The following is a 12772-nucleotide window of genomic DNA, read 5'->3' as shown; positions in this document are numbered from 1 at the left end:
CCACACAGGGAACGTTACGGCAGCAGAAAGTGCAAGATCGGCGCGGTTAAAGGGGGGTCAGGCCGGGACGCGGGCCACGGCGAAGACGGACTGGCCGAACGGGGGGCGGACGACCTGCTCGGCGGCCTTGGTGGCGGGGAGGACCAGGGTGTCGTACACCTTGACCATGGGGCCCTCCTTCGGCATGAGCCGGAAGACCTTGGTGGCCATGAAGTAGCCGATCAACCCGAGTGCGTTCGCGTAGTGGATCTTTTCCACGGTCAGGCCGGCCTCGGTCATCGCCGTACCGAGCGTCTTCTTCGTGTAGCGGCGGACGTGGCCGGTGGCGATGTCGGCCGGGCTCATGGCGAACTGGAACGCCGGCACGATGATGATCACCGCGCCGCCGGGTCGGACCAGGTCGCGCATGCTGCGCAGCGCGCCCACGTGGTCCTCGATGTGCTCCAGCACGTTGTACGAGACCGCGGCGCTGTAGTTTCCCCGATCGTTGTGCGGCAGCAGCATCTGCCGGACGTCGACGCCCGCCTGGCTGGCGAGCCGCTCCTTGAGCTGCACGAGCCGGTCGGGGTCCGCCTCCGTGGCCGTGAACCGGGGAAGCCGCTGCGACCATTCCAACGCGTAGTCGCCGAGGCCGCTGCCGATCTCGATCGGGTCGTCACCGAGGTACGGCACCGCCAGTTCGACGAACCAGCGACGGTGGTTGACGGCCATCGCCAGGCCCTCAAGCACCTCGGACTGGACGCGCTGGTCCCCAGTGATTTCTGCCATGCGTCGATTCCTCACGATATGAACTCGACCCGTGCCTGGACCGACAGAGTGAATCATCCGCTTGGATGGCAGAGGAATCGGGGGAGCTGTTGGCCGAATTGCGGGTCGGGGGGTGGGCACGTGATCGGCGGTCGGCGAACCCGGCACATAGTACGGCAGTACCTCGAAACATGTCACGGCACCGTCATACGCTGACTACCCTATGAATTGTCATGACTACTCCCGAATCGGACGCTCCCGGCGACGGTCCGTCCACCGCGTCGCGGGTGGAGGAGCCCGGCGACGGCGATCGGTTGCGCCGTAACGGGAAGTGGGCCGATCTGGCCGCCGTGCTGAGCTTCGTGGTGCTCGGCTTCTGGATCACCGGGCGCCTCTGGTGGGACCCGGGCGGCGGAGTGCGGGACAACCGCTCGGACCAGTCGCAGTTCGAATGGATGATGGCGCACGGTGCGCGGGTGGTCACGCAATTCGCGTACCCGTTCCATTCGGACCAGATGAACGTGCCGGACGGTGTCAACCTCATGGCAAATACGTCCGTATTATCCATTTCATTACCAATGACACCGATCACCCTGCTGTTCGGGCCACGTGCGTCATTCCTGCTCTTTCTCACTCTCGGAATGATCGCCACCGCCACGGCCTGGTACTTCCTGCTCTCCCGCGTCCTGGTCGGAAGTCGGGGGCCGGCCTGGCTGGGCGCCGGCTTCTGCGCGTTCGCGCCGGCCATGGTGTCGCACGCCAACGGGCACCCGAACATCGTGTCGCAGTTCGTCGTCCCACTGATCATCTGGCGTACGCTGCGGCTCGCCGACCCCGGCCGCTGGCTGCGTAACGGTGTGCTGCTCGCGTTGGTGATCGTCTGGCAGGCGTTCCTCAACCTGGAGATCCTGCTGATGACCGCGATCGGGCTCGGCGTGGTCGTCGGCGCGCTGGCCCTCGCTCGCCCTGCCCTGCGATCACGGACCCGAGGGTTCCTCGCCGGCCTGGCCGTCGCCGCCGTGGTCGCCGGTGCGCTGCTCGCGTACCCGCTGTACGTGCAGTTCTTCGGTCCCGGCGCCTACTCCGGGTTGTCCAGCCTGATCCGTGGCTACTCCAGTGACCTGGCCTCGTTCGTGGCGTACTCCCGGGAGTCGCTGGCCGGCAGCCCGCGCACCGCCGCCGGCCTGGCCAAGAACCCGACCGAGGAGAACAGCTTCTTCGGCTGGTCGCTGCTCGTGCTGGTGATCGCCCTCGTCTGGTGGCTGCGGCGCTCGGCGGTGGTGCTCGCGCTGGCCGGGCTCGGGCTGCTCTTCGCGGTGCTCTCGCTCGGCCGGGAGATCCGCTTCAACAATCGCGGCACCGGGGTGCCGGGGCCCTGGGCGGCGCTGGAGAACCTGCCGATCCTGCACTCGGTGGTGCCGACCCGGTGGGCGCTGGCGATCACCCCGATCATCGGGGTGTTGCTCGCCTACGGCGCCGAGCGCGCCCGCGAGGTGGCCCGCGCCCGACCGGCCGCCCGACCGCAGATCCGCTTCGCCACCGCGACCGTGCTGACGATGGCCCTGCTGCCGATCCTGCCCACCCCGCTGCCGGTAGTCCAACTGGATCCGGTCCCCACCTTCGTGACCAGCGGGGCGTGGCGGCCCTACGTGGCTGGTGGGCGCAGTGTGGTTACCTTGCCGCTGCCGGACACCACCTACGCGGAGCCGCTGCGCTGGGCTGCCGTCACCCGGCTGGACATGCCGCTGGCCCGGGGCTACTTCCTCGGCCCGGACACCCGCCCGAGCGCCCAGCCGCCGAAGGTCGCGCTGTTCACCGCGCCGCCGCGGCCCACGAGCAGCTTCTTCGCCACCATCCGCCGGACCGGCGCGGTTCCGCCGATCACCCCGCAGAGTCGGGTCAAGGCGGTCGACGACCTGCGCTACTGGCGGGCCGGCGTGGTGATCCTCGGACCGCACGAGCACGAGATGGAACTGCGCCGGGGGATGACCGAGCTGACCGGTGTCCAACCGACCTTCACCGGCGGCGTCTGGGTGTGGGACGTGCGACCGCTGACCGACTGAAGGCGGGACGCCGCCCCGCGCCCTGCCGGCCGCGGTCAGCCCTGGCGGACGCAGCAGCCCTGGCAGACCTTCGGGCTGGGCAGCGTGAAGGCCAGGCAGCAGGTGCGACGCTGGACGCTGGGCTCGCCGGCCGGACCGGGGACCAGCTCGACCAGGTCGGCCAGGTCGAGCGCGCCGAGCAGGGTGTCGATGCTCTGCACCGTCGAGCCGGGCAGCCCGTCGGCACCCCGCAGGATGCCGTGCGCGATGCCCGAGGCGACCGAGCCGAGCAGCGTCCGGGTGCCGACGCGTACCTCTGCCTGGATAGCCGCGATCAGCGGGGCCAGGTGGGCGTCGAGCAGGGAGGCCCGCAGCTCGGCGAGCAACTCCGCCTCACCCGCGACGACGCGTACCTCCGGCAGGCCGGACAGCGCCAGCGGGTCGCTCGGCAGGACCGCCACCGTGGTGCCGTGGCGCAGGCCCAGCGTGATCAGGGGCCGGTGGTCCTCGAAGTGGATCAGCACGTCGGACGGGTGGAGCAGCGGAACCCGGCGGGCCGAGGCCCAACCGAGTACGACCGGCAGCGCCGTCCAGTAGCTGTACGACTTCCAGGCCAGCGCGGCGCAGGCGTGCGGGGTGCCGCCCCAGCGGACACTCGCCGCGCGCAGCAGCTCCGGCAGGCGGGTGCCGTCGACCAGGGTCGTGGCGGGTGCCCAGCCCAGCTCGTCGTCGACCAGCAGCCCCCGGGCGAGCCCGGGGAGGTCGTCGGTGCCGAACATGGTCCGCAGCGCGGCCGTGACGGGGGCGAGCGGCGTGGCGGTCACGTCCCGCCTCGGCATCACCGCAGTCACCTGAGCCGTCCCCCGTCTGAGTGGCCGAGGCGTTCCCCGGCGGACGACCAGGTGCCGTCCTGAGCTAAGGCTAGCCTAACCAAGCTCGCCGGAATACGCGAGCGTCTGTAATCCGAGCGACAGGCGCTGCCGGATCCGGACAGCCGGAGAGGCCCCGGACCGCGTACCGCGATCCGGGGCCTCGTAAACGCGACTCAGTTGTTCAAGCCGCAGTCCTTCGCCGGCGTGGGCGTGCACGGCAGCTTCCGGTAGTCGGCCGGCGGCCAGACGGTCACCTTGGCCAGGTTCTCCTTCGTGCGGGGCAGCCACTCGTAGTCGCTGGTGGTGGTGCCGCTGAACAGCTTGTTGACCACCCGGACCGGCTGGTAGGACTTCGCGTCGACCCAGATCTGCATGGACTCCTCGGCGGTCTTCGCCGCGTCCATGGCGCTGTCCGGGCCTCCCAGCCACTGCAGGTGCACGGTCTGCCTGCCGTCCAGCCGCTCCTTCCCGACGAGCGTCACCTTCCCGCTGTCGACGGCGCGCTTGAGGTCCTTGGGGTTGAGCGCCGGCGGTAGGTGCTGGATCTGGCCGCTGTCGACGGGTTTGAGCGAGGCGATCTGGTAGGTCCACCACTTCTTCTTGTCGTGGTTCAGCTCGACGGCGGTGGAGCCGTCCAGCGCCAGGGTGTACGAGCGGACGTCGCCGTAGTAGATCTTGTTGTCCTGCCGTTCGCGGCTGGTGGCGCGGTCGGCCCAGAGCTCGATCAGGCTCGCCTGCTTGCCGTCCCGGCCCTGGTGCTTGGCGGTCTCGTGCTGGACGTACCCCGGTAGTTGGCCCAGGGCGTTGGCCGTCTGCTCGGCGACGTAGCCGACGGTGAGCATCTCCGGCGCCTCCTTCGGAGCGCCACCGCCGGGAGCGAACGCCAGCGAGGCGCCCACGGCCACGGCGGCGACCACCGGCGTGGCCACGGCCAGACCCAGCGCCCGGGTACGGCGCCTGTTCCGCTGGTGCAGGGTCTCGGTGAGATTCGATGGTGCGGTCATGGTGTACGTCTCCTCGTGGAGCCGGTCGCCCAGCAGGCGGCCCAGCTGTTCGTCGTCGAGAGCGGTCATCGCAGGGTCCTTGCCTCTTCGGTTTCGTGAAGGTCGCCGAGTAGTTCGCGCAGCCGCGCCAGCGCTCGGGAGGTGTACGACTTGACCGTTCCGATCGAGCAGCCGATCAGCTCCGCCGTCTGCTCGATGGAGAGGTCTTCGAAGTACCGGAGCACGATCACCTGTCGCTGCCGCACGGGAAGTTGGGCGAGCGCCCCGGCGACCGTCTGCCGCTCCCCGACGCCGTCGAACCCGGAGTCGGTGGAGCGGAAGGCGTCGGGGTTGTCCGGCAGCGCCGTCTCGCGCGGGCGGCGCAGCAGATCCCTGATCCGGTCCCGGGACAGGTTGACCATGACCTGCCGGACGTACGGCTCAGGCGCCTCGCGGGCCTTCGACCAGCGACGCATCGTGCGCAGCAGGGCGGTCTGCAGCAGATCCTCTGCGTGGCCCCGGTCCCCGGTGAGGAGGAACGCGAGCCGCAGGAGCGCTGCCGACCTCTGCTCGACGAAGCTGTCGAAACTCGGATCAACTCTCACGGGGATAAGGACTCCAACCGCCCGGCGGGGGTTGCCATGGCCGACCGCCGTCACAGAGGGCGAGGCACGAGCTGTCAAGCGGTGTGTCGGGAACATGCCAGATGAGTGTGCGCTCGGCCACGGAACGTGAAACTGATACTCCCGGCCGCGAGGAAGCCGATGACGACCTCACCCCTCGAACGGGCTGCCGAGTCCTTCGCGGCCGAGCTTGCCCGTCAGCGCGCCGGGCGGGGCCTCTCCAAGAAGCAACTGGCCGTGCTGATGGGCTTCGACCCGTCCTACGTGAGCCACGTCGAAGGGCGCCGACACCGCCCGACCGAGGACTTCGCCCGCCGCGCCGAGGCCGTCCTGGAGGCCAGCGGCGCGATCTGGCAGCGTTTCCGCGAGTACGACGACCTCCGGCACGCCCGCTCCGGCCAACCGCAGCGCGAACCCTCGCTGTCCGGCCAGTGGCTGCCCCCCGGCACCGGCCTCGTGGTGGAGCGGGAGTTGGCCTCCCTCACCCACACCGCTGACGGCTACCGGTGCGTCATCCACCGCGAGCTGTACAACGCGGGCACCGAGCCGGTCACCCGCTACCTCGTCCGCGTCGCGGTGGACCGCTACCCGAACGATCCCGGTCGCTCCAACCGGCACCACCGGGAACACCCGCTCACCTTCGCCGAGCTGCAACTACAGGCCCGGCGCGACGACGGCACCGGCGACCCGGAGGCGATGCACTGGCGGGCGAAGCACGACCGGGACGCCTTCAAGGAGATCTGGCTGCTCTTCGAGAACGGCGAACGCCGCTTCCCGCTGTACCCCGGCGACCGGACCAGCATCGAGTACGCGTACAGCGTCGGCCACGACAAGTGGGGCCCCTGGTTCCAGCGGGCCGTCCGGCTGCCCACCCGGCGTCTGGCCGTACGCCTGGATCTGCCGGCGGCGTTCGACCCGCAGGTCTGGGGCGTGGAGACCTCGCTCTCGGCGGAGGAGGGCCCGCTGCGGACGGCCCCGCAGCGGCGCGACGAGGGTGACCGGGCGATCATCGACTGGCAGACCGACGACCCGCCGCTGAACGCCCGCTACCGGATGCAGTGGCGCTTCCGGGCTCGGCCGGACACCGAGCCGGACGCCGGCCCCGGCGCCACCCGGGTCCGGCCCAGCGACCGCATGCGCGGGATCGGCATCGTGCAGCGCGGCGACGACCTGCTCCGACAGCCGGTGCGACAGTTCGACCTCCCCGGCGAGGAGCAGGCGGCCCGCGAGATCGTGGATCGCCTCGTCATGGCGCTGGCCCGGCTCGACGAGCTGCACCCGTTCAGCAAGGGGGTCGGTATCGCCGCCCCGCAGCTCGCCATCGGCCGTGCCGCCGCCGTCGTCCGACCCCCCGACCGCTCGGCGGAACCGGTCGTCCTGCTCAACCCGCGGGTGGTCGACGCCGACCCGGAGACCGACGAGCAGTACGAGGGGTGCCTCTCCTTCTTCGACCACCGCGGTCTGGTGCCCCGGCCGCTGCGGCTAGACGTCGAACACGCCCAGTGGGACGGCAGCCGGATCATCACGTCGTTCGAGTTCGGCATGGCCCGGCTCGTCGCGCACGAGATCGACCATCTTCAGGGCCGGCTCTACGTGGACCGGATGGCGCCGGGCGTGCCGCTGGTGCCGGTCGAGGAGTACCGGGAGACCGGGCGACCCTGGCGCTACTGAGACAGGAGGGGACCGGGGCGCGCGCCCCAGGGGGCAGGGGCACGCGCCCCGGTGTGGGGGGAGGAACGTCTAGAGATCGCCGAACGTGTCGTAGCGGACGGTCGACGGCGGCACCTCGTCGGCGGCCAGCACCCGCAGGGTCGACCGGACCATCTGCGCCGACCCGGAGACGTAACAGTCGTGCGTGGTCCACGGGCCGTACCGGGCCACGACGTCCGGGATGTCACCCTGCTCGCCGTCGAATTCCGGGTCGTCGCTGCACGCGGCGGTGACCGACAACCACGGATGTGCGGCCACCAGATCCTGTAGCGCGGCCAGCCCGTACAGGTCCGTCGCCTGCCGGGCACCGTAGAACACGTGCACCCACCGCGTCCGGTTGTAGGTGGCCAACTCCTCCACCAGCGCCTTGATCGGCGCGAGCCCGACGCCGCCGGCCACGCAGAGGATGTCCCGCTCGGAGGAGCGGTCCAGGGTCATCGACCCCATCGGCGCCGCCAGCCGCAGCAGGTGCCCGGCCTGCACCCGGCGGACCAGCGCCCCGGACACCCAGCCCGCGCCGGGGCTCCGGACGTGGAACTCCAGCACGTTGTCGTCGTTCGGGGCGTTCGCCACCGAGTAGTTCCGCCACACCCTCGGGTGGAAGCGGGGCAGCTCCAGGCTGACGTACTGGCCCGCCCGCCAGGGCAGCGGATGTTGCAGGGCCCGGCAGGTAAGCACGGCGATGTCGGGGCCGTGGCGCTCGTGGGTCAGCACCTCGGCATGCCAGAACGGCGGGTTGTCGTCGTCGGCCGCCCCGGCCACCATCTTCGCGCAGATCGCCGCGTACGCGTCCCGCCAGGCCTGGTCGTACTCCAGGTTCCAGCCGTCGCCGGCGGTGCTGCGCAGCGCGTCGAGCAGCGCGACGCCCATCGTGGCGTAGTGCCGGTCATCGACGTGGTACTTGCGGTGGTCGCGGCCCAGCGCGCGCAGGAACTCGTCGAAGCTCTCCGGGTCGTCCACGGTGTGGATCGCCGTGATGATCGCCTCCAGCAGGCGGTCACCCTGGCCGGCCATCTGCACCGGGAAGAGCTGGCGCAGGGCGGGGTCGAGCAGGAACACCCGAGCATAGAAGTGCCCGGTCAGCCGCTCCCGGTCCTCCTCGACCAGGGTCCAGCTCTCCTTCAGCAACCGTGCGACATCGTCCACCGGTGCTCCTTCTCCAGACGGCAGCGGATCGGGCACCCATAGAATCTCCACGGAGCGTGTGCACCGGTCGCACAGAATGTGCGATCGGTTCATGCCGGCCGGTCGGCCCTGCCCGCTGGCCGGTCCGTCGGGCAGAGTGGTGCGGTGACCGTTGAGCTGACCCGCCCGGTGTCCCGCCGGCTGCTGGGGACCGAAACGTTGCTGGTCCTGGGCTTGTCCCTCGGCCAGTCCGCCGTCTACGCGGTGGTCTCGATCATCGCGAAGCTGACCGCCGAGGGCCCGCTCTCCAAGCAGACCGCCGCACTGAACACCTCCGCCTCGGCCCGCCCCTGGCTGGACCTGACGTACCAGCTCCTCGGCATCGTCTTCGCGCTGCTTCCCGTGCTGCTCGCCGTACACCTGCTCAGCCGGGACCCCGGCGACCCGGCGCGGACCCTCGGCCTGGACGCGCGGCGGCCCGGCCAGGATCTGGCCCGGGGCGCCGGCCTGGCCGCGCTGATCGGCCTGCCCGGTCTGGCCCTGTTCTGGGTGGCGGCGCACCTCGGCCTCAACGCGACCCTGGTGCCGGCGGCCCTACCGCACGTCTGGTGGGCGGTCCCGGTGCTGATCCTCGCCGCCGTGCAGAACGCCGTGCTGGAGGAGGTGATCGTGGTCGGCTACCTCGTCACCCGGCTGCGCCAACTCCAGTGGCGGCTCGCCGCGATCATCGCGGCCAGCGCGCTGCTGCGCGGCAGCTACCACCTCTACCAGGGCTTCGGCGCGTTCGTCGGCAACGCGGTGATGGGCGTCGTGTTCAGCCTCTTCTACCTGCGTACCCGTCGGGTGATGCCCCTGATCATCGCGCACACCGTGCTCGACGTGGTCGCCTTCGTCGGCTACGCGTCGCTGCCTCGCGAATGGTTCGACTGGTTGTGACCACTCAGCGCCGGTGCGGCCGGTAGGCGGCCACCGCCCGCGCCGCCAGCCGATCGGCCGCCGCCGCGTCGCCAAGCGTGGCGGCGACCACCGCCGCCCCCGGCACCAGTCGGGACGCCAACCGCAACGCCACCCATCCGCCGGCCTGCGCGGTGAGCGGCGCGGCGAGCCGCCAGGCGGCCTCCGCCGCCTTCGGCCACGTCCCCTCCACCGGATCACCGGCCTCCCGCGCACCGACCAGCGCGGCCCGCGCGCTCGCCGCGTCCGGATGCACCTGGGTCAACACCAGCAGCTCCTCGGCCCGATCGGGATGCGCCGGGTCCCGGCCGTACGCCGCCGCCAGGTGCAGCACCAGGTTCGACTGGCTCCAGAGCACCGTCACCAGCTCCGCCAGCGGCGCGAACAGGCCGGCCAGCGCCGCCGCTGCCCCTCCCGCGCCCGCGGCCCGCACGTACCGCCGGGTCGCCAGCCGGGCCAGACCGTCCGCCGGAGCGTCCGGGTAGCGGTCCCGCAGCCGCCGCGCCCACTCGGCCGCGCCGGGTCCGAGCGTCCGCACCGCCTCCATCGCCAAAAACTCCGGCGCGAAGCCAGGATGGTCGCGCAGGCGCGCGACCACCTCCGGCAATTCGGGGGTACGCGTCGAAGCCGTCTCCGGGTCAGCCGATGGAACTGCCGCTGCGGCCGGTTCGGGGGTGATCGCGAAAGCCACTTCCGGGGTGGGCGTCGGTGCGGTTTCGGGTGCGCTCGCCTTCGCCGTGGCGGCTCTGCGCGGGGTGACCTTCTCCGGCTCAGCCGTGCGCGGGGTGGACTTTCGCGGCGTGGCAGGGTCCAGAGTCGCGTCGTCCTGGGCCGTCTTGCTCGGGGCCGTCCTGCTGGGGGTCGCCTCGCCCGGGGTCGTCCCGCTCGGGGTCGCCTTGGCCGGGGTCGTCTTGCTCTGGGTCGTGGCGCGGGTGGGCGTGGCGCGCTTGCGAGGGGTTGGCGTGATCTCGGTCGGCGCTGGTGTGACGGGCGTCGCATCCGGGATGGCCGGCGCTGGCGGAGGTGGTGTCGGTGCGACGGCCGCCGTGTTGGTGGCGGTCTTCCGGGGCCGGGGAGCCCGCGCCCTCGGTGGCTGGCCGGTCGGGTCTCCCGCCGCGCCGGGAAGGGCCTGGTCCTGGGCGGGCTGAGCTGCGTCCTGGCCGGGTTGAGCTGCCTTTTTGGCGGGCTTCTTGGTGGGTTCCTTGGTGGGCTGCGCCGTGTCTTCGGCGGGTTCCTTGGTGGGCTGTGGCGCGTCTCTGGCGGCGGCGGGCGGCTCGACCGGGGTGCTCTCCGCGTGGGCGGCGGCAGCCTTCGGCTGTCGAGGCAGGGGACGGTCCGGATCCGGTGGCTGGAAGATCACCGGTGCCGCCTTGGCCCGGCGGGGACGCGGGCTCGCCGGTGCCGCAGGGGCCGTCTCGGCAGACTGGTCGGTCACCTGCGGCGGCGTGAACGTGGCCCGCGCCGGGCGCCGACGCGGGCGCTCAGCAGGCTCCTGGCGGGTCGGTTCGCTGGGCGGCTGCTCCTGCATATCGATGGAGCGTAGTCGCGATCACGTCCCCGCACAGCGGTGGAATACCGGGGCGCGCCGCCCCGGTCGGCGTACCCCGGAAGTCGTTTTGCCCCCGGTGGGTGCCGACCTGTATCCTCGGGCGCGGTGGTCTGCGGGCCACCAGGGAGACTTCGCCTAGTCTGGTCTATGGCGCCGCACTGCTAATGCGGTTGGGGTCTTAAAGCCCCTCCCGGGTTCGAATCCCGGAGTCTCCGCGCGAAAGCCGGGTGTGTACACTGGCTGAGCACGAGCGCCCGTAGCTCAATGGATAGAGCATCTGACTACGGATCAGAAGGTTAGGGGTTCGAGTCCCTTCGGGCGCACAAGATCAAAAACGTCTGACCTGCGGAAACGCGGTCAGACGTTTTTTGTTGATCACCTATGACCGACAGTGCAGTGTCGTGGGGGTTTGATCGCACTCAGTAGTTACAGTTGGTCGTCTAGGCGTTGACCAGCTCTTGTAAATCCGTTGGACGGTGCGCCTGCGGCACCCCGGCACCCTGGAAATTGCTGCCCTACGTCGTCGCGCTGCGCTGGGCCAGGGCGGGGCATCTATGTGCGGCGGCGCTGAATCTCGGCTAGGCGTTCTTCGTAGCTCATCACGCTGTCTCGCCTGAGCCAGTAGACGTTCGGTTGGCGGGCCGACGCCAGCGTGCAGATCCGGGCCAGGTTTAGCCGCACCAACTCGATGATGTGGTCGCGGGCCGCATCGCCGGGAAACAGGAACATGTGCACCTTGGCCTTGAGGAAGGCTTGTAGCTCCAGCTCCCGCTTGAGGATGTACTGGTCGCGGCCGAACACCACCCAGCCCTCTTTGCCTATCACCGGCAGCCAGTCCTCGTCCCTGACGCCCTGCTCCAGCCGTTCCCGAGTGAAGACGGAGGCGGGGCTGTGCACCTGGTAGCCGAGGTCGGTGATGCATCGACGCAGCGACCGGCCATGCATGTTCTCGTCGATGTAGAACTCAGGCGGCGCGGCCCAGGAGGACGCGTGCGGCGGCGCGGGCGTCGTGGATGTCGATTCCGAACTCGTCCGCGACTGTTTCAGCGCTCTCACCCGCCTTCATCATGCCGGCGACGTCCGCCACTCGGGTTCCCGTCGCCGCGAAGATCGGTTGCCCGAAAGACCGTCGCATGTTGACGATCACCTTGGCCGGCTGCCAGTTGGACAGCGTCAGCTGCTCGGGGACGCCCTCGCTGTCGAAGGCGATGTACTCCATGTGATCAGCCACGATTTCCTTGATCACGTGCTGATTGGTGCCACCGACGATCAGGCCTTCCCCGGAACGGGTCTTGCTGAAGTCCCACAGCACGTCGATGCCGTCAGTGGCCAGCTCGGGTGCCACCAGGACGTACTCACGCCCAAACTCTCGCTGGAGCTCCGTCAGGGCCGGGCGGATCTTCTGCGGACGCACGCCGGCATTGCGCAGCGCCTCCAGCACGTGTGCCTCGGCCAGCGCGATGAACGTGACCGGTAGAACGTCCGGATCGCCGTCGACGACGTGCAGGAGCGGCCCGCCGCGCTGGTAACCCCGCGCCCACCGGTGAAAAGTCTGCTGCGGGACCCGGAGATGACGCCCGGCTTGGGTGAGATTGAGGATTCCTTCCGTAAATCGGACGTCGCCCATATATCCCCCTCTCCGTGTGCCATTGATCCGCTGTCAGCAGCATTGCATACGCGCTGTGGAGAGCACACCACCGTCGAGGCGACGCGCAGTTGACCGACGCCTGCGTATGTGGTGGTAAAGGGCTATGGCTTCTCGGCGACGAACGTCCCGCGACCGGTGAAGGTGACGACGAGCCCGCGTTCCCGCAGCAGCCGTACCGCTGCGCGGACGGTGCCGCGAGCTACGCCGTGCTCCTGCTGCAACGTCGCCTCGCTCGGGAGCGGCTGACGAGGCTTGAGCTTCCCGGACTCGATCTGCTTGGCGAGGAGATCGGCGAGCTGAACGTAGAAGGGGACCGGGCTCATCTCGTCAATCATGATCGACACGATATGGACGCGCTACACGGGATGGCCATCAGGTACAGGCAGCCCGGGCTAGGCAGGCTGGCCGGGCTGTACAGGCTGAATAGGTTCGACTACCCTCAGGGTCAGCCATCCGCCCAGGTAGGAGCCATCTCGTGAAGCTCTGGCCGTTCCCTCGTCGTCGGGAAGTGCCCGATCG

The 12772-nt window shown here is 70.2% G+C and carries 12 protein-coding genes and 2 tRNA genes; 5 read left to right on the top strand and 9 right to left on the bottom strand.

The window, feature by feature from the left end:
- Nucleotides 1-57 precede the first annotated feature (57 nt).
- Nucleotides 58-768, bottom strand: coding sequence for a class I SAM-dependent methyltransferase (locus ACIA3K_RS22070; RefSeq protein WP_355048706.1), 711 nt, complete (start codon nt 766-768; stop codon nt 58-60).
- 212 nt (nt 769-980) lie between these two features.
- Here ACIA3K_RS22070 and ACIA3K_RS22065 point away from each other — a divergent pair, with 212 nt between their 5' ends.
- The gene (locus ACIA3K_RS22065; RefSeq protein WP_396803350.1) at nt 981-2810 is read left to right on the top strand and encodes a hypothetical protein; all 1830 of its coding nucleotides are present in this window, start codon (nt 981-983) and stop codon (nt 2808-2810) included.
- Between the two features lie 35 nt (nt 2811-2845).
- Here ACIA3K_RS22065 and ACIA3K_RS22060 read toward each other — a convergent pair whose 3' ends face one another.
- From ACIA3K_RS22060 to ACIA3K_RS22050, 3 genes are all read right to left on the bottom strand, one after another.
- Entirely contained in the window at nt 2846-3628 is a 783-nt protein-coding gene (locus ACIA3K_RS22060) for an IucA/IucC family C-terminal-domain containing protein (RefSeq protein WP_396803349.1), read from the bottom strand.
- Between the two features lie 206 nt (nt 3629-3834).
- The gene (locus ACIA3K_RS22055; RefSeq protein WP_396803348.1) at nt 3835-4734 is read right to left on the bottom strand and encodes a hypothetical protein; all 900 of its coding nucleotides are present in this window, start codon (nt 4732-4734) and stop codon (nt 3835-3837) included.
- Nucleotides 4731-5249, bottom strand: a complete 519-nt coding sequence (locus ACIA3K_RS22050) for a SigE family RNA polymerase sigma factor (RefSeq protein ID WP_396803347.1) — start codon at nt 5247-5249, stop codon at nt 4731-4733. The genes ACIA3K_RS22055 and ACIA3K_RS22050 overlap by 4 nt, the downstream gene beginning before the upstream one ends.
- A gap of 159 nt (nt 5250-5408) precedes the next feature.
- On the opposite strand from ACIA3K_RS22050, the gene ACIA3K_RS22045 reads away from it, so the two are divergent.
- Nucleotides 5409-6938, top strand: a complete 1530-nt coding sequence (locus ACIA3K_RS22045) for a peptide deformylase (RefSeq protein WP_396803346.1) — start codon at nt 5409-5411, stop codon at nt 6936-6938.
- A 69-nt stretch (nt 6939-7007) separates the two neighbouring features.
- Here the strand turns inward: ACIA3K_RS22045 and ACIA3K_RS22040 are convergent, their stop codons facing one another.
- Nucleotides 7008-8123 carry a globin domain-containing protein gene (locus ACIA3K_RS22040; protein ID WP_396803344.1) on the bottom strand — a complete coding sequence of 372 codons (1116 nt, stop codon included), beginning with the start codon at nt 8121-8123 and terminating at the stop codon, nt 7008-7010.
- Nucleotides 8124-8267: 144 nt separating this feature from the next.
- On the opposite strand from ACIA3K_RS22040, the gene ACIA3K_RS22035 reads away from it, so the two are divergent.
- On the top strand, nt 8268-9038 hold the full coding sequence (locus ACIA3K_RS22035) for a CPBP family intramembrane glutamic endopeptidase (RefSeq protein ID WP_396803343.1): 771 nt from the start codon (nt 8268-8270) through the stop codon (nt 9036-9038).
- A 4-nt stretch (nt 9039-9042) separates the two neighbouring features.
- On the opposite strand, the gene ACIA3K_RS22030 is transcribed toward ACIA3K_RS22035, so the two are convergent.
- Entirely contained in the window at nt 9043-10584 is a 1542-nt protein-coding gene (locus tag ACIA3K_RS22030) for a hypothetical protein (protein WP_396803342.1), read from the bottom strand.
- 145 nt (nt 10585-10729) lie between these two features.
- Between ACIA3K_RS22030 and ACIA3K_RS22025 the strand changes: the two genes are divergently transcribed.
- A tRNA-Ser gene (locus ACIA3K_RS22025) sits at nt 10730-10820 on the top strand.
- Between the two features lie 35 nt (nt 10821-10855).
- Nucleotides 10856-10928 (top strand) — tRNA-Arg (locus tag ACIA3K_RS22020).
- Nucleotides 10929-11157: 229 nt separating this feature from the next.
- Here ACIA3K_RS22020 and ACIA3K_RS22015 read toward each other — a convergent pair.
- From ACIA3K_RS22015 to ACIA3K_RS22005, 3 genes are all read right to left on the bottom strand, one after another.
- On the bottom strand, nt 11158-11550 hold the full coding sequence (locus ACIA3K_RS22015) for a hypothetical protein (protein WP_396803341.1): 393 nt from the start codon (nt 11548-11550) through the stop codon (nt 11158-11160).
- A 19-nt stretch (nt 11551-11569) separates the two neighbouring features.
- Nucleotides 11570-12232: a DUF433 domain-containing protein gene (locus tag ACIA3K_RS22010; RefSeq protein WP_396803340.1), complete on the bottom strand. Its 663-nt coding sequence runs from the start codon at nt 12230-12232 to the stop codon at nt 11570-11572.
- A 122-nt stretch (nt 12233-12354) separates the two neighbouring features.
- Entirely contained in the window at nt 12355-12588 is a 234-nt protein-coding gene (locus ACIA3K_RS22005) for a GntR family transcriptional regulator (RefSeq protein WP_396803339.1), read from the bottom strand.
- Between the last annotated feature and the right edge of the window lie 184 nt (nt 12589-12772).

Origin of the sequence: Micromonospora sp. NPDC051543 (genome assembly GCF_044454415.1) — a bacterium.
Classification (GTDB): Bacteria; Actinomycetota; Actinomycetes; order Mycobacteriales; family Micromonosporaceae; genus Micromonospora.
This window is presented reverse-complemented; position numbering and strand designations above follow the sequence as displayed.

Excerpts from the sequence above, each read along its gene's own strand:
- ACIA3K_RS22070 (WP_355048706.1), bottom strand. The coding sequence starts at position 768 with ATGGCAGAAATCACTGGGGACCAGCGCGTCCAGTCCGAGGTGCTTGAG.
- ACIA3K_RS22065 (WP_396803350.1), top strand. The coding sequence starts at position 981 with ATGACTACTCCCGAATCGGACGCTCCCGGCGACGGTCCGTCCACCGCG.
- ACIA3K_RS22060 (WP_396803349.1), bottom strand. The coding sequence starts at position 3,628 with ATGCCGAGGCGGGACGTGACCGCCACGCCGCTCGCCCCCGTCACGGCC.
- ACIA3K_RS22055 (WP_396803348.1), bottom strand. The coding sequence starts at position 4,734 with ATGACCGCTCTCGACGACGAACAGCTGGGCCGCCTGCTGGGCGACCGG.
- ACIA3K_RS22045 (WP_396803346.1), top strand. The coding sequence starts at position 5,409 with ATGACGACCTCACCCCTCGAACGGGCTGCCGAGTCCTTCGCGGCCGAG.
- ACIA3K_RS22030 (WP_396803342.1), bottom strand. The coding sequence starts at position 10,584 with ATGCAGGAGCAGCCGCCCAGCGAACCGACCCGCCAGGAGCCTGCTGAG.
- ACIA3K_RS22015 (WP_396803341.1), bottom strand. The coding sequence starts at position 11,550 with ATGCATGGCCGGTCGCTGCGTCGATGCATCACCGACCTCGGCTACCAG.
- ACIA3K_RS22010 (WP_396803340.1), bottom strand. The coding sequence starts at position 12,232 with ATGGGCGACGTCCGATTTACGGAAGGAATCCTCAATCTCACCCAAGCC.
- ACIA3K_RS22005 (WP_396803339.1), bottom strand. The coding sequence starts at position 12,588 with ATGATTGACGAGATGAGCCCGGTCCCCTTCTACGTTCAGCTCGCCGAT.